This window comes from Lentzea guizhouensis (assembly GCF_001701025.1).
Lineage (GTDB): Bacteria > Actinomycetota > Actinomycetes > Mycobacteriales > Pseudonocardiaceae > Lentzea > Lentzea guizhouensis.
In genome coordinates this window covers 7,202,836-7,224,663 of the sequence record NZ_CP016793.1, presented here as the reverse complement: position 1 = coordinate 7,224,663, position 21,828 = coordinate 7,202,836, and the positions used below count along the sequence as shown (strand labels likewise).

At 71.5% G+C, this 21,828-nt stretch carries 20 protein-coding genes; 10 read left to right on the top strand and 10 right to left on the bottom strand.

Annotated elements, in window-relative coordinates:
• Positions 1 to 6: 6 nt before the first annotated feature.
• Positions 7 to 618 carry a TetR/AcrR family transcriptional regulator gene (locus tag BBK82_RS34965; RefSeq protein ID WP_065918786.1) on the top strand — a complete coding sequence of 204 codons (612 nt, stop codon included), beginning with the start codon at positions 7 to 9 and terminating at the stop codon, positions 616 to 618.
• A 7-nt stretch (positions 619 to 625) separates the two neighbouring features.
• On the opposite strand, the gene BBK82_RS34960 is transcribed toward BBK82_RS34965, so the two are convergent.
• On the bottom strand, positions 626 to 2,770 hold the full coding sequence (locus BBK82_RS34960; RefSeq protein WP_154697668.1) for a putative bifunctional diguanylate cyclase/phosphodiesterase: 2,145 nt from the start codon (positions 2,768 to 2,770) through the stop codon (positions 626 to 628).
• A 118-nt stretch (positions 2,771 to 2,888) separates the two neighbouring features.
• On the opposite strand from BBK82_RS34960, the gene BBK82_RS34955 reads away from it, so the two are divergent.
• The gene (locus tag BBK82_RS34955; RefSeq protein WP_083268937.1) at positions 2,889 to 3,395 is read left to right on the top strand and encodes a mycothiol transferase; all 507 of its coding nucleotides are present in this window, start codon (positions 2,889 to 2,891) and stop codon (positions 3,393 to 3,395) included.
• Between the two features lie 131 nt (positions 3,396 to 3,526).
• Here the strand turns inward: BBK82_RS34955 and BBK82_RS34950 are convergent, their stop codons facing one another.
• The 4 genes from BBK82_RS34950 to BBK82_RS34935 form a co-directional block, all read right to left on the bottom strand.
• Positions 3,527 to 4,108 (bottom strand): VldE C-terminal domain-containing protein, encoded by a 582-nt coding sequence (locus BBK82_RS34950; RefSeq protein ID WP_154697667.1) that lies wholly within the window; start codon positions 4,106 to 4,108, stop codon positions 3,527 to 3,529.
• Between the two features lie 176 nt (positions 4,109 to 4,284).
• Positions 4,285 to 5,622, bottom strand: coding sequence for an ABC transporter permease subunit (locus tag BBK82_RS34945; protein WP_065918783.1), 1,338 nt, complete (start codon positions 5,620 to 5,622; stop codon positions 4,285 to 4,287).
• Between the two features lie 67 nt (positions 5,623 to 5,689).
• Positions 5,690 to 6,094 (bottom strand): ABC transporter permease family protein, encoded by a 405-nt coding sequence (locus BBK82_RS54880; protein ID WP_065918782.1) that lies wholly within the window; start codon positions 6,092 to 6,094, stop codon positions 5,690 to 5,692.
• Positions 6,094 to 7,587: an ABC transporter substrate-binding protein gene (locus tag BBK82_RS34935; protein WP_065918781.1), complete on the bottom strand. Its 1,494-nt coding sequence runs from the start codon at positions 7,585 to 7,587 to the stop codon at positions 6,094 to 6,096. The genes BBK82_RS54880 and BBK82_RS34935 overlap by 1 nt, the downstream gene beginning before the upstream one ends.
• 210 nt (positions 7,588 to 7,797) lie before the next feature.
• On the opposite strand from BBK82_RS34935, the gene BBK82_RS34930 reads away from it, so the two are divergent.
• On the top strand, positions 7,798 to 9,081 hold the full coding sequence (locus BBK82_RS34930) for an ABC transporter substrate-binding protein (protein ID WP_154697666.1): 1,284 nt from the start codon (positions 7,798 to 7,800) through the stop codon (positions 9,079 to 9,081).
• Positions 9,082 to 9,345: 264 nt separating this feature from the next.
• Complete coding sequence (locus BBK82_RS34925) at positions 9,346 to 9,789, top strand: hypothetical protein (protein ID WP_154697665.1); 444 nt, start codon at positions 9,346 to 9,348, stop codon at positions 9,787 to 9,789.
• A gap of 25 nt (positions 9,790 to 9,814) precedes the next feature.
• On the opposite strand, the gene BBK82_RS34920 is transcribed toward BBK82_RS34925, so the two are convergent.
• Together BBK82_RS34920 and BBK82_RS34915 are read right to left on the bottom strand one after the other, a co-directional pair.
• On the bottom strand, positions 9,815 to 12,241 hold the full coding sequence (locus BBK82_RS34920) for a reprolysin-like metallopeptidase (protein WP_065918779.1): 2,427 nt from the start codon (positions 12,239 to 12,241) through the stop codon (positions 9,815 to 9,817).
• Between the two features lie 112 nt (positions 12,242 to 12,353).
• Positions 12,354 to 12,827 carry a winged helix-turn-helix transcriptional regulator gene (locus BBK82_RS34915; protein WP_065918778.1) on the bottom strand — a complete coding sequence of 158 codons (474 nt, stop codon included), beginning with the start codon at positions 12,825 to 12,827 and terminating at the stop codon, positions 12,354 to 12,356.
• A gap of 85 nt (positions 12,828 to 12,912) precedes the next feature.
• On the opposite strand from BBK82_RS34915, the gene BBK82_RS34910 reads away from it, so the two are divergent.
• Positions 12,913 to 13,611, top strand: a complete 699-nt coding sequence (locus BBK82_RS34910; RefSeq protein ID WP_065918777.1) for a nitroreductase — start codon at positions 12,913 to 12,915, stop codon at positions 13,609 to 13,611.
• Between the two features lie 84 nt (positions 13,612 to 13,695).
• Here the strand turns inward: BBK82_RS34910 and BBK82_RS34905 are convergent, their stop codons facing one another.
• The gene (locus tag BBK82_RS34905; protein WP_065921581.1) at positions 13,696 to 14,643 is read right to left on the bottom strand and encodes a helix-turn-helix transcriptional regulator; all 948 of its coding nucleotides are present in this window, start codon (positions 14,641 to 14,643) and stop codon (positions 13,696 to 13,698) included.
• Between the two features lie 63 nt (positions 14,644 to 14,706).
• On the opposite strand from BBK82_RS34905, the gene BBK82_RS34900 reads away from it, so the two are divergent.
• The 3 genes from BBK82_RS34900 to BBK82_RS34890 are packed head-to-tail and all read left to right on the top strand — an operon-like array spanning position 14,707 to position 17,195.
• Positions 14,707 to 15,636, top strand: a complete 930-nt coding sequence (locus tag BBK82_RS34900) for an alpha/beta fold hydrolase (RefSeq protein WP_065918776.1) — start codon at positions 14,707 to 14,709, stop codon at positions 15,634 to 15,636.
• Between the two features lie 58 nt (positions 15,637 to 15,694).
• Positions 15,695 to 16,510, top strand: coding sequence for an SDR family oxidoreductase (locus BBK82_RS34895; RefSeq protein ID WP_065918775.1), 816 nt, complete (start codon positions 15,695 to 15,697; stop codon positions 16,508 to 16,510).
• A gap of 40 nt (positions 16,511 to 16,550) precedes the next feature.
• Entirely contained in the window at positions 16,551 to 17,195 is a 645-nt protein-coding gene (locus BBK82_RS34890) for a GNAT family N-acetyltransferase (RefSeq protein WP_065918774.1), read from the top strand.
• Between the two features lie 62 nt (positions 17,196 to 17,257).
• On the opposite strand, the gene BBK82_RS34885 is transcribed toward BBK82_RS34890, so the two are convergent.
• A complete protein-coding gene (locus BBK82_RS34885) occupies positions 17,258 to 17,521 on the bottom strand; it encodes a UBP-type zinc finger domain-containing protein (protein ID WP_065918773.1) in 264 nt (87 codons plus the stop codon).
• A 56-nt stretch (positions 17,522 to 17,577) separates the two neighbouring features.
• Between BBK82_RS34885 and BBK82_RS34880 the strand changes: the two genes are divergently transcribed.
• Positions 17,578 to 19,245: an NAD(P)/FAD-dependent oxidoreductase gene (locus BBK82_RS34880; protein WP_065918772.1), complete on the top strand. Its 1,668-nt coding sequence runs from the start codon at positions 17,578 to 17,580 to the stop codon at positions 19,243 to 19,245.
• On the top strand, positions 19,245 to 20,657 hold the full coding sequence (locus BBK82_RS34875; protein ID WP_065918771.1) for an ATP-binding protein: 1,413 nt from the start codon (positions 19,245 to 19,247) through the stop codon (positions 20,655 to 20,657). The genes BBK82_RS34880 and BBK82_RS34875 overlap by 1 nt, the downstream gene beginning before the upstream one ends.
• Before the next feature lie 12 nt (positions 20,658 to 20,669).
• Here BBK82_RS34875 and BBK82_RS34870 read toward each other — a convergent pair whose 3' ends face one another.
• Entirely contained in the window at positions 20,670 to 21,776 is a 1,107-nt protein-coding gene (locus BBK82_RS34870; RefSeq protein ID WP_065918770.1) for a DNA alkylation repair protein, read from the bottom strand.
• Positions 21,777 to 21,828 lie beyond the last annotated feature (52 nt).

The following is a 21,828-nucleotide window of genomic DNA, read 5'->3' as shown; positions in this document are numbered from 1 at the left end:
GACCAGATGCCGCGGATCCGAGCCGCCACGATCGAGGAACACCACGAGATGGTGTGGACCGACCTCACCGAGGCGATGCGGCAGCTGCTCCTCGAACGCGACTACGACTCGATCACCATGGGGCACATCGCCGCCAAGGCGGGACTCGCGCGCAACACCCTCTACAACTACGCCGCCGACAAACGCGCGCTGGTCCTGGAGCTGGCCCGGCGAGCGAGCCTCCCGCTCACCGCAGAGGTGTCCGCGATCGCCGCGCGTTCCGCGGAGCCGGCCGCGGACAGGATGCGGGAGATCATCGAGGCGATCATGTCCGCGTCCACGAACCACGCGATGCAGCTGATGTTCCTGCCGAACGCCACTCCCCTGGTCGCGGAGCTGCCGGACGGACCGGACAACCCGTTCACCCCGCTCGTCGCCGAGGTCGAGAACGTCGTTCGCGACGGCCTCACCAGCGGCGAGTTCCACGGGGTGGGCGACGCCGGGATGACCGTGGAACTGCTCTCCGGTGCCATGCGCGCCGGAATCGACCGCATCAGCCGGGATCCCGCCGCCCTGTCCGCCACCGTCCGCGAAGCGCAGGAGATCGTCCTCGCAGCGGTCACCCGCGGCACGGGCTGACTCCGGATCAGCTGCTCGGGAACGCCACCGAGGTCCGCGTGTCCCAGCTCGCCGCCTCGGTCGGCTTGCCGAACAGGTAGCCCTGCGCGTACGAGCACCCGGCAGCACGGAGCCAGTCCGCCTGTTGCGGTGTCTCGATCCCTTCGGCGACCGTCTTCGCGCCGAGGACGTCGGCGAGGGCGATGATGCACCTGATGACGCCCTCGGTGCGGCCGTTGTTGCCGAGGGCCCTGGTGAAGGAGCTGTCGACCTTCACGATGTCGAACGGGTAGCGCTGCAGGTAGCTCAGCGAGGAGTAGCCGGTGCCGAAGTCGTCCAGCGCCACGCGGATCCCCGCGTCGCGCACGGCGACCAGGCTCCGCATCGCCGGCTCGTCGGCCCAGACGCTCTCGGTCACCTCGATGGTGAGCCGGCCGGGTTGCAGCCCCGTGGTGGCGAGCACGCGTTCCAGCCGGGGCAGGAAGCCGGAGTTCGACAGTTCGCGCGTGGAGACGTTCACCGTCACCCCCAACGAGCGCCCCTCGGCGTGCCAGCGCACGGCCTGGTCGCACGCGGACTCGAGCACCTTCTCGCCGAGCGGCACGATCAGGCCGGTCTCCTCGGCCAGGCCGATGAACGCGTCGGGTCCCAGCAGACCCGTGCCGGGGCGCTGCCACCGGACCAAGGCCTCCGCGCTCGTCACCGCGCCCGTGGCGAGGTCGACGATCGGCTGGTAGTGCACGACCAGCTGGCCGGTCTCGATCGCGGTGCGCAGGTCGGTCTTGTCCCGCTGGCGGGCGAGTGCCTGCTCCCCCATCTCCTGCTGGAACAGGCGAACCCGGTTGCCGCCTTCGCGCTTCGCGACGTACATCGCGGTGTCGGCGTTGCGCAGCAGCTCGGCCGAGCCCGCACCGCCCTGGGACACCGCCACGCCGATGCTCGCCCCGAACGACTCCGGGCCGCCGTTCAGCTTGGTCAGCACGGACTTCGCGAGGCGCACGGTGTCGCGAACCTCGAAGCCGGGAGCGAGCACGGCGAACTCGTCACCGCCGAGCCGTCCCGCGACGGCACCGGCGAGCAAGGCGGAGCTCAGGCAGGCCGCCACGGCTTTGAGGTACTCATCGCCCGCTTCGTGGCCGTCGGCGTCGTTGACGTCCTTGAACCTGTCCAGGTCCACGATCAGGAGCCCGACGACGGGGTGGAGGGTCAGCGCCTCCTGGAGGACGTGCAGGAAGTGGGCACGGCTGGCCAGCCCGGTCAGCTCGTCGCGTTCGGCCTTGTCGCGCAACGCCTTCTCCCACTGGCGGCGTCTGCTCACGTCCACGGCGGCGACGACCGTGTGGTCGGGTCCGTGCTCCTGCTCGACGGGTCCGGTGTGCACGGCCAGCACCAGACCGGCGGGCGACTCGACCTCGACCGGTCCGTCCGCGGACTGGCAGCCGTCGCGGCATCCGGTGATGGGCGTGCCGTGCGGGCAGGGCACCGTGTTCTCTTCGAAGGTGTCGTCGTGCCAGCCGAACATCTCCCGGGCGCGGTGGTTGTGCAGCCGGGGGGTGCCCCGTTCGTCGAGCAGCGCGAGCCCGACCGGCGTCGCCTGGAGCAGCGCCCCCACGGTCCGGCGGGCCGTGCGCTCCACCCCGACGGCACGGACGGTCTCGTGCAGCGCGAACGTCCCGATCACCAGTCCCAGCAACGGCATGACGCCGGCCATCACCACACCCGGATCAACCTGGTCCGCCTGGGACAGGGACGTGCACAGCCCCGCCAGGTACCCGGCGAGGCCCACGAGCGACTTCACCGGGTACCGCCAGGGGCCGCCGTGCAACGCACGCCGGGTGGTCGCGCCGAACAGGAACGCGAGCACCGGCTGCACGGCGGGCAGGACCAGCGCCGCACCCGCCGTGACGACCCCTTCGGCCACCGCGGCCACCCAGCCGTCCTGACGCGGCCACAGCCACCACGAGGCCATGACGAGGAGAACCAGCACAGCCAGCGGGAAACGCGCGACACCGCCGGCGGCGAACAGGAGGTTCCCGGCCAACGCGGCACCGCCCAGCGCCGCGAAGACCGTGGTGAGCAGTCGAACCGCTCGCAGCGGATCACGGGACGCGCGGCTCGCCGGGTCGTCCACCAGCCCCGTTTCCATCGCACTGGAACGGTGCGGATCTGCCACGCCTGATTCCCCCGGGGGTTCGTGGGTGCTCAGCTGTCCAGCTCAACGGAATGTGCACTGTCTGCGGAGAAAAGGTTACCGCGCAACCGCCGATCGGGTATCCGGAACCATGAGTGAGATCAACGCGACGGATCTGCTGCTGGACGGGTTCGAGCGCGTCGAGCAGGCCGTGGCACGAGCACTGGAAGACCTGACCGCCGACCAGCTCGCGCACCGGGCCGGCGGTTCCGCCAACTCGATCGCCTGGCTCGTCTGGCACCTCACCCGCGTGCAGGACGACCACGTCGCCGATCTGGCCGGCACCGAGCAGGTGTGGACCGCGGCCGGCTGGGCGGAACGGTTCGGCCTCCCGCTTCCCCACGGGGACACCGGCTACGGCCACGACACCGACCAGGTCGCCGCGGTGGTGGCGCCGTCCGACCTGTTGCTCGGCTACCACCGGGCCGTGCACGAACGCACCCGGGCCTATCTGCGGGAGCTCAAGCCGGCGGAGCTGTCCGAGGTGGTCGACGAGTCGTGGGATCCCCCGGTGACGCGCGCGGTGCGACTGGTCAGCGTGCTCGAGGACGACCTGCAGCACGCCGGACAGGCGGCCTTCGTGCGCGGACTGCAGGCTGCCGGGTAGAGGCTCTGGCACGCACAGCGTCCACCGAACCCCCAGGCCCACCGTTGAGAGCACCGAGCCGGGGGGCGGGAGCGGTGCTCCCGACCCCCGGCCCGGCCGCAGGTCTCGAACGACCCGGAGTCGTCAGAAGCTCAGCAGCTGACCTTGACGGTCGCGCTCGCCTGGAACGACACGTGCACGTGGTCCATGTGGTTGGCGGTGGGGCTGCCGCGGTTCTCCATCATCGACCAGCCGCTGCCGTCGTTGTAGCGCTGCCGCCAGATCACGTAGGTGACGCCGAACGCGCGGCGGTTGGCGAGCACGTACTCGGCCAGGGCGTTGCCGGTGGTGGTGTCGACCATGAAGTCCAGCGCGAGGCCGGTGGGGTGGTCGCCGGAGCCGCCACGGCCGGTGGCGCCGCCGATGTTGTCCACGCCGAACTTGCCCGCGAGGTGGTGACCGACCTGCGCCGCGTGCGGTTTGACGCCGTCCAGGGTGGTCGGGCAAGGCGGCGGTGGCGGTGGGGGCGGCGGGGTGGTCACCGGAGGAGGTGGCGTCGTGGTGACCGGGGGCGGCGTGGTGGTCGCCGGGGATGACGAGGACGGTGGCGCGGTCGTCGACGACACGACGGACGGCGGTGCTTGGCTGACCGTGCTCGACGGAGCGGCCAGCTGGGCGGCCGCTCCGGTGGGGTCGATCGACTGGTCGGAGTCGCGGACGGCCCAGAAGGTCACGACCAGGCCCGCGGTGAGGGTGGTGGCGACTGCGATGGGCAGCTTCCGGTTGGGTGTCGGATTCGTTCTATGTCGGCCCGGCATTCAGGAAACCTTGGGTTGGGGACGAGGTAAGGTGCACACGGCGGGCCATGTTACGAAATGAACACGAGAGCGTCACAGGCGGGTGTTGATGGTCACACTTCCGCTGGTGGTTGAACCGTCGCAGAGGGTGAAACGTGGTGCTGGCGGCGCCACCGGAAAGTCGAGCTGGCCGATTTCGCCGACGTGAGCAAGCCGGACGACGACATGCTGAACACCGCGACGAGCGACAGCATCGCCGCGGGGCTGAGCGCGGCGAACGGTGCTCGTTCGACGTAGGGCAGCGACTCGGCCAGCATCAGGCCCCACTCCGGTGCGGGCGGCTGGGTGCCGAGGCCGAGGAAGCCCAGTGAGGCGAGGGCGAGCGCGATGCCGGGGAAGCGCAGGACGGCGTTGCGGGCGACCGGGCCGGCGACGGCGGGCAGGACGTGGCGGAGCTCGATCCACGACGGTGTCGCGCCGAGGGCCCGGTGCGCGGTGACGTGGGTCGAGGCGCGCGTCTGTTCCACGAGTGCGGCGGCGTGTGCGGCCAGGGCGGGCCAGGAGACCAGTGCGACGGCGAGTGACGCTCCGATCGTGCCGGGACCGAGGACCGCGGCCACGAGGATGCCGGCGATCACCGGTGGCACCGCGTTCGCCGCGTCCGCCGCACCTCGGGCGATGCCGGGCAGAAAACCCATTGCCACAGCGGCGATGCAGGAGCAGGCGCACACCGCGGCCGCCACGCCGATGGTCGCCGGTGCGCCGTGCGCGAGCCGGGCGAGGACGTCGCGGCCGAGTCCGTCGGTGCCCAGCGGGTGGGCCCAGCTCGGGGACGCCAGGCGGGCTGTCGTGTCGATGCGCAGCGGATCGCGCAGCAGGCCCCAGCCGATCACCACCGCGGTCAGCGCGGCGCTGGTCACGGGAACCGCGACGCGCCAACGGCTCGGTGTCCACCGCACGATCGCGGGCAACGCCAGGGAGGCGTCGCGCAGCGCGGGTCCCAGCATGCTCCGCCGGACCACGCCGACGGCCGCACCGGCCACGAGGCCCAGCAGCACGAGCGCGAGCACACAACCCTGCAACAGCGGCACGTCCTGCGCACGTGCCGCTCCCAGCGCCGTCCTGCCGATGCCGGGGACCGCGAAGACCGCCTCCACCGCCACGGCACCGCCGGTCAGGCCGACGACGACCAGCCCGGCCTGGGGCAGCAACGGTGGCAGAGCGCGCCGCAGGACGCCGCGGACGAGCACCGATCGGCCGCAACCCCAGGACCGCCACACGCCGACCCAGGGTTCCCGGAACACCGCGGGAAACGCGTCGGCGAACAGCGTGCCCAGGACGGCTCCGGCCGGGATGCCCAGGGCGAACGCCGGCAGCACGAGGTGCTGCGGCCCCTGCCAGCCGTAGGGCGGGAACCAGCCCAGCCACACCGACAGGCCCACCAGCAACACGGCCGCGAGCAGGAACTCGGGCAGCGCGGCCAGTGCGGCGCCTGCCCCGCCGGTCGCCCCGGTGGCGTCACCGAGCGCCGCGCAGCAGGCCCGGCAGGCACAACGCCGACGCCACGACGAGCGCGACGACGATGGCCGCGCACATCAGCGTGAGGGAGACGCCGAGGCCGGACAGCACGACCGGCAGCACCTCGCCGCCGCTGGTCCAGGAGCGGCCGAGGTCGCCGCGCAGCAGACCGGACGCCCAGCCGGTGAGCACGTCGACCGGCCCGGCGTCGAGCCCGAGCTGGCGCCGCACCGCGTCGAGCGCCTCCGGTGTCGGCTCCTGTTCGGCCGACCGGGCCCGCAGCACCGACAGCGCCGGGTCACGACCGGACAGCCAGGGCAGCAACCCGACGACGACCGTGATCAACGCGAGCGCGCCGAGCCGGGAGAACGCGGCTCCCGCCCGCCCGCGCGACGACTCCGCCATCACTTCACGTGCGTGGCGGCGGTGACGAGCGCCCGTTCGCGCGGGTCCTTCACCGAACCCACCACCGAGGTGGCGTCGCCCTGGATCACGCGCTCGTGCAGCATCGGGATGGCGGCATCGGTGCGCAGCACCGCCGCCTCCGCCTCGAGGATCGCCGCACGACGCTGCTCACCGGCTTCCGCCGCCTCCGCCTTGCGCACGGCCTGGTCGACGCCGGCGTCGCACAGCTGCGCGATGTTGAACGAACCGGCGCACGTGAAGTCCGACTTCAGATACGCGACCGGGTCACCGGAGTCGAGCACCGTCGCGCGCGACAGGATGAACGCGTCGAACTCGCCCGCCAGCATGTCCTGCTCGATGTGGGCGTACTCGCGCACGACCTGGTTGACCGTGAAGCCGGCGTCCTGGAGCTGTTGCTGAATGATCGAGGCGACCTCGGGGAGCTCCGCGCGGTCGGTGAACGTCGCCAGCGTGATCGTGGCACCGTCCGGCCGGCCGGCGGGAACACGGCCGGTGAGCTCCTGCCGCGCCTGCACGGTCCACGGCAGTGCGGGCCCGAGCAGCCCCTTGGCGGAGTCGGCGCGGTTCTCGTAGACACCGCTGATGAGCTGACCGCGGTCGATCGCCTCGCGCGCGGCGGCCCGCACCGCGGGATCGGCGAACGGTCCCGACTTCGTGTTGAGGTACAAGGTGTTCGTGCGCGGCATCGGCACCTCGCTGATCGTCTTCGCGTCGAGCAGCGCGGCCTGCGAGACGGGAACCGCTTCGGCGATGTGCGCCTCCCCGCTGCGGATCGCCGCCGCACGCGCGGTGCCGTCCGGCACGAACGACACGTCGATGCCCGCGGCCTTCGCCTTCTCGCCCCAGTACCCGTCGTAGCGGTCGAGGGTCGCGCTGGTGGTCCCGCCCACGCGCACCAACCGGAACGGCCCGCTGCCGGTGCCGACCGGGTTGACCTTGCCGTCCGCCGCATACGCGCTTTCCGCCAAAATGGACAGTTGAGGCGACGACAAGCGTTGCGGCAACAGCGGATCCGGGGTCTCCGTCGCCACGACCAGCCTCTCCCCCGCCACCGACGCCGTCAGCGCGACACCGTCGAGGATGCGCGGTTTCGGCACCGCCTTCATCGCCCTGGTGAGCGTGTTCGCGGCGACCGCGGCGGTCAGGGTGCTGCCGTCGTGGAATTTCACCCCGGGCCGGATGGTGAGCTCCCACGCCGTGCCGGAGGTGCGCCGCCACTCGGTGGCGAGTCCTGGGCGGGCGTCGCCGTTGTCGTCCAGCGTCACCAGCGTTTCCGCGGCGGACCAGCGGGACAGCTTGAACGCGTCGTCGCTGAACGGTGACAGGCCCGACCGCGGCGGCTGCATCATGGCCAGCTCGATCCTGGTCCCGGCCGAGCCGGCCGGGTCACCTGCGCCGGAGGCGAAACATCCGGCCAGGAGGACCGAGACGGCGGCCAGTCCGGCAGCGGCCAGGGGCGCGCGGTGGTGCATGAGGGGTTCCTGACGTCGTGAGAGCGGCAACGCGGTGACGGTAGCTCATGACAATCATTTGCATCTAGCTCGCGAGGTGCACGTCACGCGCTTGGGCGGGACCCACGTGGGGCTCGCGGTTGCACAGTGCTTGACACCTCGTCACACCCAATTCACACTCCCGAAATCTGGGAGCGCTCCCAGAATTCCGCCGTCCCGAGGAGTCCTCACGTGCATCGCCACCGCTACACCACCGTGGTCGCCTGTGTCGTCCTGACCGCCGCCGTCGCTTCGTGCGGCACGGGTGGAGCGAACCTGACCGCCGACGGCAAGATCGAGCTGACCATCGCCACCTTCAACGAGTTCGGCTACGAGGAGCTGTTCAAGGAGTACGAGGCGGCGCACCCGGACATCAAGATCACCCAGCGCAAGACGGGCCAGGGCGCCCCGCACCACCAGAACCTCTTCACCAAGCTGGGCGCGGGCTCCGGCCTCGCCGACGTCGAGGCCGTCGAGGAGGGTTACCTCAGCCAGGTCATGGCCAAGTCCGACCAGTTCACCAACCTGCTGGAGATCGGTCCGGCGGACGCGACACCGGACCGCTGGCTGAAGTGGAAGGCCGACGCCGCGACCACCCCCGACGGCAAGCTGGTCGGCTACGGCACGGACATCGGCCCCCTGGCCATGTGCTACCGCAAGGACCTCTTCGCCGAGGCCGGCCTGCCGTCGGACCCCGAGGAGGTCAAGCAGCTGTTCGCCACCTGGGACAGCTACTTCGCGGCGGGCGACCGGTTCGTCGCGAAGATGTCGGGCGTCGCCTGGTTCGACAGCGCGGCGCAGATCTTCAACGCCATGCACAACCAGCACGACGTCGGCTACTTCGACAGATCGAACACACTCGTCGTCGAGTCCAATCCGGACATCAGGAGCGACTGGACGGCCGTGACGAACGCAGTCTCAAGAGGACAGTCGGCGAAGCTGACCGCGTTCAGCAGCGAGTGGAACACCGGCTTCAAGCTCGGCAGGTTCGCCACCAAGACGTGCCCGTCGTGGATGCTCGGTGTCATCGAGACGCAGGCAGGGCCGGAGAACGCCGGCAAGTGGGCCGTCACCGAAGCGTTCCCGAACGGCGGCGGCAACTGGGGCGGTTCCTACCTGACCGTGCCGAAGCAGAGCAGGAACGCGGGCAGGGCGGCGGAGCTCGCGGCCTGGCTGACCGCGCCGGAGCAGCAGATCAAGGCGTTCCAGGCCAAGGGGACGTTCCCCAGCCAGGTCGAGGCCCTGGAGAACCGGGCCCTGCTGGAGCAGGTCAACACCTACTTCGACAACGTGCGGGCGGGCGCGCTGTTCGCCGCACAGGTGCAGAAGGTCAAGGCGGTGCAGCACAAGGGCCCCGCCGACGGACAGCTGCAGGAGAACGTGTTCGGTCCGGCGCTGCAGTCGGTCGAGCAGGGCAAGCGCGCCGACGAGGCCTGGGACACCGCGGTGAAGGAGGCGAAGAAGGCCGTCGAATGACCCGACGGTGACCTGGCCCGCACCTCTTGTTTCCTGGGAGCGCTCCCAGAAACGAGGGGTGCAGGCGGCCCCCAAACCACCTGCGAACAGGTGGGCCCGGGACCGGTGACCAGGACGAGCGGTCACGTGCGGCGGCCGGTATCGCGTTGTGCGCGGACACGCCTCGACGTTGCCCCATGCGGCGCGCTGGACCGGACGGACCTGGCGGGGGCCGTGGCCGCGCGGGAGAGTTGGTCGGCGCGCAACGTGGTGGGAGGCGCCCGCATGGACACCGACATCCCGGCTCCCGTGCCGGTCGAGGACCTGATCGCGCAACGCGGGCGCGGGCTCGCCCACGCCGCCGACGGCTACCTCGACCGGGCCGAGGTCGCGCGCGCCTGGCCGGTCGTCTGGAACTACCACGCGGTCATCCAGGCCAACCGCGTCCAGACGCGGGAGGCGTCCGTGACGGGGACGTACGGCACCACGACGTGGACCGAGTACCACGCCGAGGACGTGCAGCGGGTCGCCGACGCGATCGCCCGCGGCACGGCCGAGGTGTGGCCCGAGTGGCGGAAGGACACCGAGGCCGGCCGCGCGGAACAGCAGCGGTACCACGAGCGGTGGCGCCGGGAGGTCGTGCGCACGCGGTGGATCCAGGCCGCGATCGTGCTGGTCCTGCTGCTGGGCGTCGGAGTTCTCGTGGTGCTGAGCGTCATCGACGCCTGAAAGCCGCCCGGCAGCAGGGTCTCACTCAGCCGGTGACGGTCAGGTCGGCGTCGTTCAGGTCGAAGAAGACGTTGCCGACGGCCTCGATCCTGATCCGGCCCTGGTCGGTCCGCACCTTCGGCAGCCGCACGGTCTCGGCTCCGTCGTTGCGGGTGTGGGCGGAAAGCACGTGCGGGAAGGTCTTCCCGCCGTCGGTGGAGAAGGTGATCCGAACAGCGCTCGCGCCGACCGGGGCCGCCGCCGTCCCGGCCACGTCCCAGGTGATCTGCTGGCGGGCACCGCCGCGGTAGGACGCACGGGAAGCGTGTGACGTCACCAGGAACGGGCCCGCGTCCGGTGCGACCACGAGCTCGGTGTCGGCGGTGCCGACCCCACTCCTGCCGTCGCGGGCGGTGAGCTTGAAGTGCAGGGTGCGGGAACCGTCCACGCCCACCCAGTCGGCGGTGGGCAGGAACTCCGAGTAGCAGTCGACGAGGCCGGCGGGCACGTTCGTGTCGAAGCCGGTCTCGGGTGCCGGTGGCGGCGGCGCGGCCGGGCAGCGGCCCGTGACCGCGTTGGTGTTGTTCGCCGCGATCTGGGCGAGGTCGGGGAAGACCCGCTTCGGATCGGTGGTCGGCGCGTTGGCGCCCGGCGAGCGGTACTTCAGCGCGTCCTCGTCGCTGACCACGGCGGCGGTGCCGAACAACCGGAACAGGGGGCCGTCGGTCTTGGTGTTGTCCACCAGCCCGGTGGCGTTCTCGCCGCCCCGGTCGTTCTGCTCCCACAGGTAGGTGACCGGCTCGCCGTCGGGGTCGGAAGCCCTGCCGGTCAACGCGAACGGGGTGCGGGCCGGGATGGTGCGGCGTGCGGGCGCGGTCACGACGGGGGCGTGGTTGCCGGTCGGTTCGACGCGGTGGCCGGCGTTGTCCTGGGGGCCGCCCTCGACCGTCTCGCCGACCCACCCGGACGCCCCGGTGACGTCGATGCCCAGCGCGGGGACGTTCACGCCCTTCAGGCTTCCGGCGAACGTGACCTGGAAACCGGTGGTGTCGAACGGGGTCGGCCGGTTCACGTTGTCCCCGAGCCCGGCGACCTCGGCCTGCGCGCCGGTGGGCAGGACCGCTTCCAGAGCGGTCTTGATCGCCTCCTGGTTGTAGCCGGCGTGCGTGATGGGCGCCGACCTGCGGCCGTCGTAGGTCATCGTGAACGAGTCGCCGGCGCCGAAGTCCCGCAGGGACGCGTTCTGCACCTCGTCCGCGTCCCACTGGGCCGACGTGGTGAACGCGGCGATCTCGGTGCGGCTGCGGTGGGAGAAGTAGGCGTCGCTGTGGCGCTGGAGGTTGTCCTGCTGGCAGATGCCCGAGTACGACATGATCGACGACCCGCTGCCCGGCTCGTAGGCCGACCCGGCGACGCGCTGCCCCAGGCCGCACCCGAACTGGTTGCCGTTGAAGGTGTGCTCCGCGCCGAACTGGTGCCCCATCTCGTGCGCCACGTAGTCCACGGCGAAGTAGTCACCCGTGGGGGTCGCGAGGCCCGTGCAGGCCGCCGCCTTGTGGGGGCCGCCCACGCCCGGCACCGCCGCTCCCCCGCCCCGGACGCCGAGCGCGACGTGCCCGATCTCGTAGTTGCCCGCACCGACCAGCTGCCCCAGCACCGTCGCGGCGTTGCCGAGGGTCCCGGTGACGCACCGCTCCAGCTCGTCGGGCCGGAAGCACGGCGCCGCGCCGCACGGACCGTTCGGCCCGGTCGCTTCGGCGTCGGTGTTCAGGTTGGTCTTGTCGGTGTCGTTGACCAGCAGCAGCCGGATCGCGGTCTCGTCCTCGTAGATCTGCGCGATCCGGTTGACCAGAGCGGCCTTGGCGGCGGTCACGTTCTGCGCACCGAAATACCGCGCGTAGGACGGGTCGGTGAGAAGGGCCAGGCGGTAGGTGCGGGCCTGCACGACCGGACCCGTGGTGGCGGTGCCCGTGCGGCGGGGCTCCGGTGCGGTGTAGCCGACGTCGGTTTCCCGCAGCGGGGGCAGATCGCTGCCGTAGGAGCTGAGATAGAGGCCCTGGTCGCGATGAGAGCGCGGGGCGACGAACCAGTGTCCCCGCGGTGACCGCACCGAGGCGCGGAAACCCAGCGGGGTCAGGTCGGCGCGAACCGACGCGGCCGGGTCGTCCAGGCCGCGTCCCGCGTACGTCCTGATCTCGGGGTGCCTCGCCGCCAGCCCCGGCTCCATCACCGGTGCGTCGACCAGGGCGAACCGCTCGAACGTGCCCGCGGGTGTCGGCAGCACGGTCTCGACGGTGCCGGTTCCGGCCAGGGCGGCGGCCAGCGCGGGCCGGTCGAGGGTGAACCCGGCGCGGCCGTCGCCCGGCTGGGCCGCCGCGACCACGGCTCTGTCCACCTCGGTCCACGGGTTGCCGGCCGCGGCGGCCGTGCCCGACGTGGTCACCACCGCGCCCGCCGTGACGGCGGTCAGCATCCAGACCAGGGTTCGGCGTGTCGACGTCGTGCGCACTCGGCGGGTGTCCCTTCGGGGATGCAACGTTGCAACGGCGCTTCCCCTCCATCCACCCACACCGCCGGACCCGCCTCTACGCCTGAACGGACGCTTCGACGTGCGCCAGCAGACCGGGACCGGCCTCAGGCACGACGTCGTGGGCCGTCATCGGTTCGCCGCAGTGGTCGCACGCCAGCGCCACCCGTGCCTCGCCGGAGCAGTCGCGATGCCGGTAGTGCACGGGCGGCCCGTCGGGTGCCATGTAGGTGTCGCCCCAGTCCTTGATCGCCATCAGGATCGGGTAGAGGTCGTGCCCCTTGCGACTGAGCCGGTACTCGGCGTGGTCCCCGCCGCCGGCCTGCTGCCGCACCAGGATCCCGTGGTCCACCAGCCGGCCGAGCCGGTCCTGCAGGCGACTGCGCGGGATTCCGAGGTTGCCTTGGAACGCGTTGAACCGCCGCACCCCCGCGAAGGCCTCCTTCAGGATCAGCAACGTCCACCTGTCCCCCAGCACGACCAGCGGGCGGGTGATCGAGCAGGGCAGGTCGGCGAGCTGTTCGTACCGCATGCACCGACCCTACCGAAGACGGTCTCTTTTCGAGACTGCACCGTGCTAGCGTCGGTCTCGAAAAGAGACCGCCCTGGAGGTTCCCGTGAGCACCGCTCCCGTCACGTCCGCAGACCCCCACGAGGCGCTGCACCGGTTGCTCGCCGAGCGGTGGACCTGCCGGCAGTTCCTGCCGGAGCCGGTCCCCAGGACCACGATCGAGCAGGTGCTCACCCTCGCCCAGCGCACCCCGTCGTGGTGCAACACCCAGCCGTGGCACGTGGTCGTCACCGAGGGCGCCGCGACGGACAGGCTGCGCACGCGGCTGCTCGACCACCTGCGGACAAACCCCGGTCAGCCCGACTTCCCGTTCCCCGCTCAGTACACGGGCGTCTACCAGGAACGGCGCCGGGAGTGCGGCAAGCAGCTCTACACCAGCGTCGGCGTCGAACGCGGCGACCACGAGGCCGCCGCCCGGCAGATGCTGCGCAACTTCGAGCTGTTCGACGCACCGCACGTCGCGATCATCACCACCGAGGCCGACCTCGGCGTGTACGGCGCGATCGACTGCGGCCTCTACCTCAACTCGTTCCTGCTCGCCGCACAGAGCCTCGGCCTCGCCGCGGCACCCCAGGCCGCACTGGCCGGGTACTCCGGCTTCCTGCGCGACCACTTCGGACTCGCCGACTCCCGGCGCGTCGTCGTCGGAGTCTCGTTCGGGTACCCGGACGTGACGCATCCGGCGAACGGCTTCCGCACCACCCGCGCGGACATCGACACCGCCGTGACGTGGCACTCCACCTGAGGCACCGCCGTCAGCCGGTGGCCGAGGACCGGCCGCCCAGTCGAGGGCGTCCAGAAGCTGCGGTGAACGCCTTCCCAGCGGGGCTCAACGGTACCGCTCGACGAGGGTGGCGCCGATCGACGCGAGCTGCGCCCGCACAGCCGGTGGGCCGGTCACCTCGATCCAGTCGACCAGCCCGGCGAGCTCACCCGCCAGCGCGTACTCGTCGTAGCCGCGGATGACGACCTCGATCCGGCCGTCGGGACGAGAGCCCCCCACCTCGAGCCGGTCGCCGAGCACCATCCGGAGCCGGCTCATCTCCTGCGGCACGCACACCGCCTGGGCTTCGAGCGGTGTCCGCCTGCGGTCGACCTCGTCGGCGATCTCGCGCCAGCTCTCGGCGAGGTTGAAGTCGTCCGGCCGGTCCACGGGGTCACCGGTCGGTTCGGCCGACGACACGCGGTCGATCCGGAAGGTCCGCCGGCCGGCCTCGGTGCCGGTGACGAGGTACCACCACGGACCTTTGGCGACGATGCCCAGCGGATGGACGGTCCGCACGGTCTCGGCGCCCTTGCCGTCGACGTAGCCGAGGCGCACCTGGACGCCGCGGATCACCGCGTCCTGCAGGTCGTCGAGGAAGCGGGGATGGCGGCGGTCGACCCGGCTGGTCCCCCATCGTGGCGGGTCGACCACCAGCGACGCCGCCGCTGCCTCCGCCTGCCCGCGGAACGGTTCCGGCAGGGCGTGGACGAGCTTGCGCAGGGCCGTCCGCACGGCGGGCGTCGCGGCGGAGGCCTGGCCGGCGACCAGGAACAGCGCACGGGCCTCGCTCGCGGTCAGCCCCGACAGGTCGGTCCGGGCGCCCCCGATGAGCCGCCAGCCGCCGCCTCGCCCCTGCACGGAGTACACGGGCACCCCGGCCATGGCCAGGGCGTCGAGATACCGGCGCGCCGTGCGCTCGGAGACCTCCAACTCCCGGGCGACCTCCGCCGCCGTCACGTGCTCGCGCCGTTGCAGCATCAGGAGGACGGCCACCAGCCGGTCGGTTCCCATGCCGGCGACACTGCCAGGAAAACCGGTCACGAGCTGACCGGTTTCGGTCGGCAGCATGGTGCGATGTTCATCCCATCCGATTTCCCCGAGCCCACTCTCGTTCCGGTCAACGGCGTGGAGCTGGAGGTGTTCGAAGCAGGTCGGCAGAACGCCGGCAAGCCCGTCGTGCTCTGCCACGGCTGGCCGGAGCACGCCTTCTCCTGGCGCCACCAGATGCCGGCGCTGGCCGCGGCGGGCTACCACGTGATCGTCCCGAACCAGCGTGGTTACGGGAACTCGAGCCGTCCGGCCGCGGTGACGGACTACGACATCGAACACCTGACGGGTGACCTCGTCGCGCTTCTCGACCACTACGGGTACGAGGACGCCACGTTCGTCGGCCACGACTGGGGCGCGAACGTCGTGTGGGGCCTGGCGCTGCTGCACCCGGACCGCGTGAACAGGCTGATCGCCCTGAGCGTGCCCTACCTCGAACGCGGCGAGAGGCCCTGGGTCGAGTTCCTGGAAGCCCTGCTCGGCAACGACTTCTACATGGTCCACTTCAACCGGCAGCCCGGCGTCGCGGACGCCGTGTTCGACGAGAACCCCGCACGCTTCCTCCGCAACATGTTCCGCAAGGACGAACCTCCCCGCGAGCCGCAGCCGGGCATGGCGATGATCAACCTCGCCCGCGCGGAGACCCCGCCGGGCGAACCGGTGATGAGCGACGACGAGCTGGCCGTTCTCATCACCGCCTTCGAGTCGTCGGGGTTCACCGGCAGCGTGAACTGGTACCGGAACCTCGACCGCAACTGGCACCTGCTGGCGGACGTGGACCCCGTCGTCCGCCACCCCGCTCTCATGGTCTACGGCGAGCGGGACACGGTTGCGAAGTCCGCGAACCTCGCCGAGTTCGTGCCCGAGGTGGAGGTGGTCAGCCTGGACTGCGGTCACTGGATCCAGCAGGAGAAGCCGGAGGAGCTGAACCAGGTGATCTTGAAGTGGCTGGGCTGACCAGCACCCGCCCGCTCACCGCCGGCCACCGCGGCGCTGAGGGCGCGATACTGCCGGCATGACGGCAAAAGCGGGCGCGGTGGTGACCGGCGCCGGGCGCGGTGTGGGCAAGCTGGTCGCACGGATGCTGGTCGAGCGCGGCTACACGGTGCTGGTGACCGACGTCGACGAGGCCACCGCGACCGCGACGGCCGCGGAGATCGGCGCGACCGCGCGGGTGCTCGACGTGCGCGACCACGAGGCGGTGGAGGCGGCACGCGACGCCATCGTCGCCCGCGCGGGCAGGCTCGACGTCTGGGTCAACAACGCGGGCGTGCTGGTGACCGGGCCCGCGTGGGAGCAGGACGCGGCCGCCCGCCGGTTGATGGTCGAGGTCAACGCCCTCGGCACGATCAACGGCACGGTCGCCGCGATCCAGGCCATGCGCGGCCGTGGCGGCGGGCACGTCGTGAACATCGTGTCGTTGGCGGGCCTCACGGCCGTGGTGGGCGAAGCGGTATACGCCGCCTCCAAGCACGCGGCCATCGGCTTCAGCCTGAGCACTCTCGCCGATCTCCGGCAGGCAGGCGTGCGGGACATCGACATCTCGTGCGTCTGCCCGGACGGCATCTGGACACCGATGCTGTACGACAAGCTCGACGACCCGGCGGCCGCGCTGTCGTTCTCCGGCACGCTGCTGCAGCCCGCCGACATCGCGGCCGCCGTCGCCCGTGTGCTCGACAGGCCTCGGCCGGTCGTCACCGTTCCGGGGTGGCGCGGGGTGCTGGCCCGGTTGGCGGACACGTTCCCGCGCTTCGGGTTGCGGGCGATTCCGTTGATGGTGGCGCAAGGTCACCGGACGCAGCGCAAGCTCGCGGCACGCGAGCGAGGTTGATCTCCTGCCGGGCAGTGGCATCGCGGTAGGGTCGGACCCGATGATCACGCCTGACGCCACGCGCCTCGCCGCCCCGTCGATCTCGTCCACGACCTGGGTCGGCCGGAAGGTGCGGCTGCGCGAGGTCACCCCTGCCGACCGGACCGCGCTGAGCAGGTTCGACGTCGCCGGGCACACGCCCCTGGTGGGTGGCTACCAGCACTGGGCGGCGCACCGGGCCAGCACGACCGGCGAGGACCTGGAGCTCGGGATCGTGAGCCGGCGCAGCGGGTTGCTCGTGGGGTCGTTGTCCACCGTGCGAACGGACTCCAGCCGCTTCAGCTACGGGATCGGGATCGCGCCCTGGTACGGGAGGTGCGGTTACGCGGCGGACGCGATCACCGTGCTGCTGGCGTTGATGTTCGGCCAGCGCGGGTACCGCGAGTGCGAGATCAGCATCTACGGCAACAACTTCGCCTCGCAGAGCCTGCACGCTCGCCTGGGCTTCTGGGAGACGGGACGTCTGGACGATCCCGGCCTCTCGCACGGCACGTTCCGGTACCTGGTCATGATGACCTTGTCCGCGACCGAGTTCTGGTCACGTCATCCCGGGATCGCCCTGCCGATGCAGGCCGACCGCACCGGGCGGGGCGTGCACTGGCGGCGTTTGCGCGGGCGGCACTGGCGCGGTGAAGACAGGTTCTGAGGAAACGTTCCGGTGCACGCCGTGTGGTGCGGGCGAGCTGCCCGCACCACGAGCTCACCAGGTCACACCAGCGTGTTGTCCACAAAGCACCAGCGCCAGCTCTCCCCCGGCTCGAACGACCGGATGACCGGGTGCCCTTCGTCGGCGAAGTGCCGGGAGGCGTGCTTGGCCGGTGAGGAGTCGCAGCAGGCGACCTTGCCGCAGCCCAGGCACAGGCGCAGGTGCACCCACCTGCCGCCGGCGGCCAGGCAGTCCTCACATCCCTCCGTCGTGGACGGTGCGGGCTCGGCGCCCAGCTCGGCGACGTGTTCACAAGTAGTTGCCACGGCACGAAGGTACCTCGATTGCCGTCATCGGCGAGTTGTGGTGTTTTCATGGGCACATGACGACTGCCGGTCGCGTCGCGCGGCCTTCGATCCTCACGGTGGACGACGACCCTGCCGTGTCCCGGGCGGTGGCGCGCGACCTGCGGCGGAAGTACGGGGAGCACTACCGGGTCGTGCGGGCGGAGTCGGGGGCGCAGGCGTTGGAGGCCCTGCACGAGATCAAGCTGCGCGGTGAGGAGGTCGCGGCCCTGCTCGCGGACTACCGGATGCCGCAGATGAGCGGGATCGAGTTCCTCGAACAGGCCATGGACGTGTTCCCGCAGGCGCGCCGGGTGCTGCTCACCGCGTACGCCGACACCGACGCCGCGATCCAGGCGATCAACGTCGTGGACCTCGACCACTACCTGCTCAAGCCGTGGGACCCGCCGGAGCAGAACCTCTACCCGGTGCTCGACGAGCAGCTGCGGGCGTGGGCGGTGAGCGACCGGCAGCCGCCGCAGCGGGTGCGGGTGGTCGGGCACCGGTGGTCGCCGCGGTCTTATGAGGTGCGTGACTTCCTGGCGCGCAACAGTGTTCCGTTCCGCTGGCACGCGCTGGACGAGCAGGAGGCGCGCTGCCTGCTCACCGCGGCGCACCAGGACGGCACGACGCTGCCGGTCGTGGTCACGGCGTCCGGCACGGCGCTGGTCGACCCGTCGGACGCGGAGCTCGCCACCGAGGTCGGCCTGAGCACGCAGCCGTCGGCCGAGTTCTACGACCTGATCGTCGTGGGCGGCGGGCCCGCGGGGCTCGGTGCGGCGGTGTACGGCGGGTCGGAGGGGCTGCGGACCGTCCTGGTCGAACGGATCGCGACGGGTGGCCAGGCCGGGACGAGCAGCCGCATCGAGAACTACCTGGGCTTTCCCGACGGCGTGTCCGGCGGGCAGCTCACCGAGCGGGCCCGCCGGCAGGCGGTCAAGTTCGGGGTCGAGCTGCTCACCACGCGGGACGTCGTCGCCCTGGAACGCCGGGGAGCCGCGCGCGTCGTGCGGTTCGGTGACGGCACCGAGCTCGCCGCCCACACCGTCATCCTCGCCACCGGGGTGTCGTACCGGTTGCTCGACGCGCCCGGACTCGGCGCGCTGACCGGGCGGGGCGTGTACTACGGCGCCTCGACCACCGAGGGCCCGAACTGCGCCGGTCAGGACGTCTACCTGGTCGGTGGCGCGAACTCCGCGGGCCAGGCGGCCGTCTACTTCTCCGCGCACGCGCGCAAGGTGGTGCTGCTGGTGCGGGGCGACTCGCTGGAGCAGTCGATGTCGCGGTACCTGGTCGACCAGCTCGACGCCATCCCGAACGTCGAGGTGCGCGCCCACACCGAGGTCTGCGGCGGCAGCGGTGAGGACCACCTCGAGACGCTCACGTTGCTGCACAACAAGACCGGCGAGACGACGACCGTGCCAGCCAGCTGGCTGTTCGCGTTCATCGGCGCCGCCCCGCGCACGGACTGGCTGGACGGCACGCTGGAGCGCGACGACCACGGCTTCCTGCTCGCGGGCCCCGACCTCGGCGGCTCACCTCCCGGCTGGGACCTCGAACGGGCGCCGTACCACCTGGAGACGAACCTGCCCGGCGTGTTCGTCGCGGGCGACGTCCGGGCGGAGTCGGTCAAGCGCGTCGCGTCCGCGGTCGGTGAGGGCGCCATGGCCGTCACGCTGGTCCACCGCTACCTGGCGAGGTCCTGATGGAGAGGCTCACTGCGGCGGAGCTGCGCGAGCTGTTCCTGTTCGAGAAGCTCGACGACGAACAGCTCGGCTGGCTGGCCTCGCACGGCCACGTCGAGACCCGCGAGGCGGGCACCGCGGTGCTCGCCGAGGGCGAGCCGGCGACGTGCTTCTTCGTGCTGTTGCGGGGAACGGTCGCCCTGTGCCGCACCATCGGCGGCCAGCGCATCGAGGTGAGCCGCAGCGACCTGCGCGGCTCGTACTTCGGTGCCACCCAGGCCTACCTGGAGCTCGACCAGCCGACCTACCAGATGACCGTCGAGTCGATCACCGCCACGTCGATGCTGCAGTTCGACGCCGACGAGTTCGGGCCGATGGTGCGCACGTGGTTCCCGATGGCGATGCACCTGCTGGAGGGCCTGTTCTGGGGTATGCGCAACACCCAGGCCACGGTGGGCCAGCACGAGCGGCTGACCGCGCTCGGTGCCCTGTCCGCGGGCCTCACGCACGAGCTCAACAACCCGGCCGCCGCGGCCGTCCGGGCGACCGCCGCGCTGCGTGAACGGGTCGCGGGCATGCGGCACAAGCTGGCACTGCTGGCGCAGGGGGCGCTCGACCCGGCGGAGCTGCCGGCACTGGTCAAGCTCCAGGAGAAGGCGGTCGAGCGGGTCGCCAAGGCACCGAAGCTCAGTCCGCTGGAGGCGAGCGACGCCGAGGACGAGGTCGCCGACTGGCTGGAGGAGCAGGGCGTCAGCGGCGGCTGGGACGTCGCGCCCGTCCTGGTCGCGGGTGGGCTGGACGTCGAGTGGCTGGAGACCTCGCTGCGGCCGTGCCCCGCGGCCATCACGGGGTCCGCCGTGCACTGGCTGCGGTACACGGTCGAGACCGAGATGCTCGTGAACGAGATCGAGGACGCCACCACGCGCGTGTCCACCCTGGTCGGGGCCGCCAAGCAGTACTCGCAGATGGACCGCGCGCCGTACCAGGTGGTCGACGTGCACGAGCTGCTCGACTCGACGCTGGTCATGTTCGGCGGGAAGTTCGCGGACGTCCGGGTCGTCAAGGACTACGACCGGACGCTCCCCCGGATCTCCGCGTACGCCGGCGAGCTCAACCAGGTGTGGACGAACGTGATCGACAACGCCCTGGGCGCGATGGGCGGTGCGGGAACGCTGACCGTGCGGACGTTCCGGCAGGACCGGCACCTCGTGGTGGAGATCGGCGACACCGGGCCCGGCATCCCGGCGGAGGTGAAGGGCCGGATCTTCGAACCGTTCTTCACCACCAAGCCGGTCGGCGAGGGCACAGGGCTCGGGCTGGAGATCTCCTGGCGGATCGTGGTGAACAAGCACCGCGGTGACATCCGGGTGGAGTCGGTGCCGGGCGACACGCGGTTCCAGGTCCTGCTGCCGGTGGAGGCGGCTGGACAGTGACGAACCGGGTCGTCAGGCCCCGGCCACGAGGGTGAACTCGGCACGGCCCGACCGCACGCCGTTGACCTGCAGTTCGACCGCGTGCTGCCCGGCGTGGTAGCGGCGGGTGGTCAGGACCCGGAACGAGTGCTCACGGCGCAGCTCGCAGGCCTCGCCGGGGGCCAGGGTCTGCGTGGTCAGCTTGAAGGTCTTGCCGGTGAGCGTGCCGTTGGCCTTGCGGTGGTGGACCACGTAGTCGATCACCAGGCGCGCGGGCCGGTCGTCGAGGTTGCGCACCGAGCCCGTGAACGCCAGCGTGTCGCCGATCGCCACGGTGTCGGCGGCGAGCAGCGGGCCGGTCACCTCCAGCCTGGCGGAGGTGAACCCGAGCAGCTCCAGCGCGCCGGGATGGCCTTGTTTGACGAGCGTGCGCAGCGCGTGGCGGACGAGGCGCGCGGTGCCGGCCCCGGGGTCGGCCGACCACGCGGCAGCGGTGGTGACGACCAGGTCCGGGTCGCGGCGGCTGATGTCGTTGAGGTGGTTGGCGACCGAGCGCCGCACGTACTCGCTCTCGTCGCGGTGCAGCGCGTCGAGGATCGGCAGCGTGGTCTTCGGATCGGCGAGGATGCCGGGAACGCGGACCGCCCAGGGCAGCAGCGGGCGCGTGCCCTCCGACGCCAACCGGCGCACGTGTTCGTCGTCCGACCCGGTCCAGGTGAGGATGATGCCGAGCGCGCGCTGGAGGTCGTGGGTGAGCAGGGCACGCAGCGCGAACTCGGACGTCAGCCGCGGGGTCAGCTCCGCCAGCAGGGCGAGGGCGTCGTCGAACGCCTCGGTGCCGCCGCCGTCGATCGCCTTGGTGGCCACGGCGCTGGTGACCGGCCAGATCAGCCAGCCGGTGAACGACGGCGCCCCGGCGGCCGCGACGCGCACGGTCGTGGCGAACGAGGCGTAGTCGCCCGGCAGGTCCTCGAGCAGCGCGTCGCGCAGGAGGTCGCTGCGTTCCCGGAGCGGCAGTGGCGCCAGCTCGTCCTCGGCCGCGCGCAGGCGGCGCAGGCGCGCCTTCGGCGACGCGGTCCGCAGCGCGGCGATCAGGTCGCGCACGGTCTGGGCGCCGATCAGCTCATCGGCAAAGGGCATGGCGCGCTCCGTCGAGTACGTCCTGTCGGTGTTGACCGGCGGATTCTAGTGG

What these genes read in the sequence shown, in the direction of transcription:
- BBK82_RS34935 (WP_065918781.1), bottom strand. Translation starts at nt 7,587, where the DNA reads ATGCACCACCGCGCGCCCCTGGCCGCTGCCGGACTGGCCGCCGTCTCG.
- BBK82_RS34965 (WP_065918786.1), top strand. Translation starts at nt 7, where the DNA reads ATGCCGCGGATCCGAGCCGCCACGATCGAGGAACACCACGAGATGGTG.
- BBK82_RS34870 (WP_065918770.1), bottom strand. Translation starts at nt 21,776, where the DNA reads ATGCCCTTTGCCGATGAGCTGATCGGCGCCCAGACCGTGCGCGACCTG.
- BBK82_RS34895 (WP_065918775.1), top strand. Translation starts at nt 15,695, where the DNA reads ATGACGGCAAAAGCGGGCGCGGTGGTGACCGGCGCCGGGCGCGGTGTG.
- BBK82_RS34915 (WP_065918778.1), bottom strand. Translation starts at nt 12,827, where the DNA reads ATGCGGTACGAACAGCTCGCCGACCTGCCCTGCTCGATCACCCGCCCG.
- BBK82_RS34890 (WP_065918774.1), top strand. Translation starts at nt 16,551, where the DNA reads ATGATCACGCCTGACGCCACGCGCCTCGCCGCCCCGTCGATCTCGTCC.
- BBK82_RS54880 (WP_065918782.1), bottom strand. Translation starts at nt 6,094, where the DNA reads ATGGCGGAGTCGTCGCGCGGGCGGGCGGGAGCCGCGTTCTCCCGGCTC.
- BBK82_RS34905 (WP_065921581.1), bottom strand. Translation starts at nt 14,643, where the DNA reads ATGGGAACCGACCGGCTGGTGGCCGTCCTCCTGATGCTGCAACGGCGC.
- BBK82_RS34900 (WP_065918776.1), top strand. Translation starts at nt 14,707, where the DNA reads ATGTTCATCCCATCCGATTTCCCCGAGCCCACTCTCGTTCCGGTCAAC.
- BBK82_RS34880 (WP_065918772.1), top strand. Translation starts at nt 17,578, where the DNA reads ATGACGACTGCCGGTCGCGTCGCGCGGCCTTCGATCCTCACGGTGGAC.
- BBK82_RS34925 (WP_154697665.1), top strand. Translation starts at nt 9,346, where the DNA reads ATGGACACCGACATCCCGGCTCCCGTGCCGGTCGAGGACCTGATCGCG.
- BBK82_RS34920 (WP_065918779.1), bottom strand. Translation starts at nt 12,241, where the DNA reads ATGCTGACCGCCGTCACGGCGGGCGCGGTGGTGACCACGTCGGGCACG.
- BBK82_RS34875 (WP_065918771.1), top strand. Translation starts at nt 19,245, where the DNA reads ATGGAGAGGCTCACTGCGGCGGAGCTGCGCGAGCTGTTCCTGTTCGAG.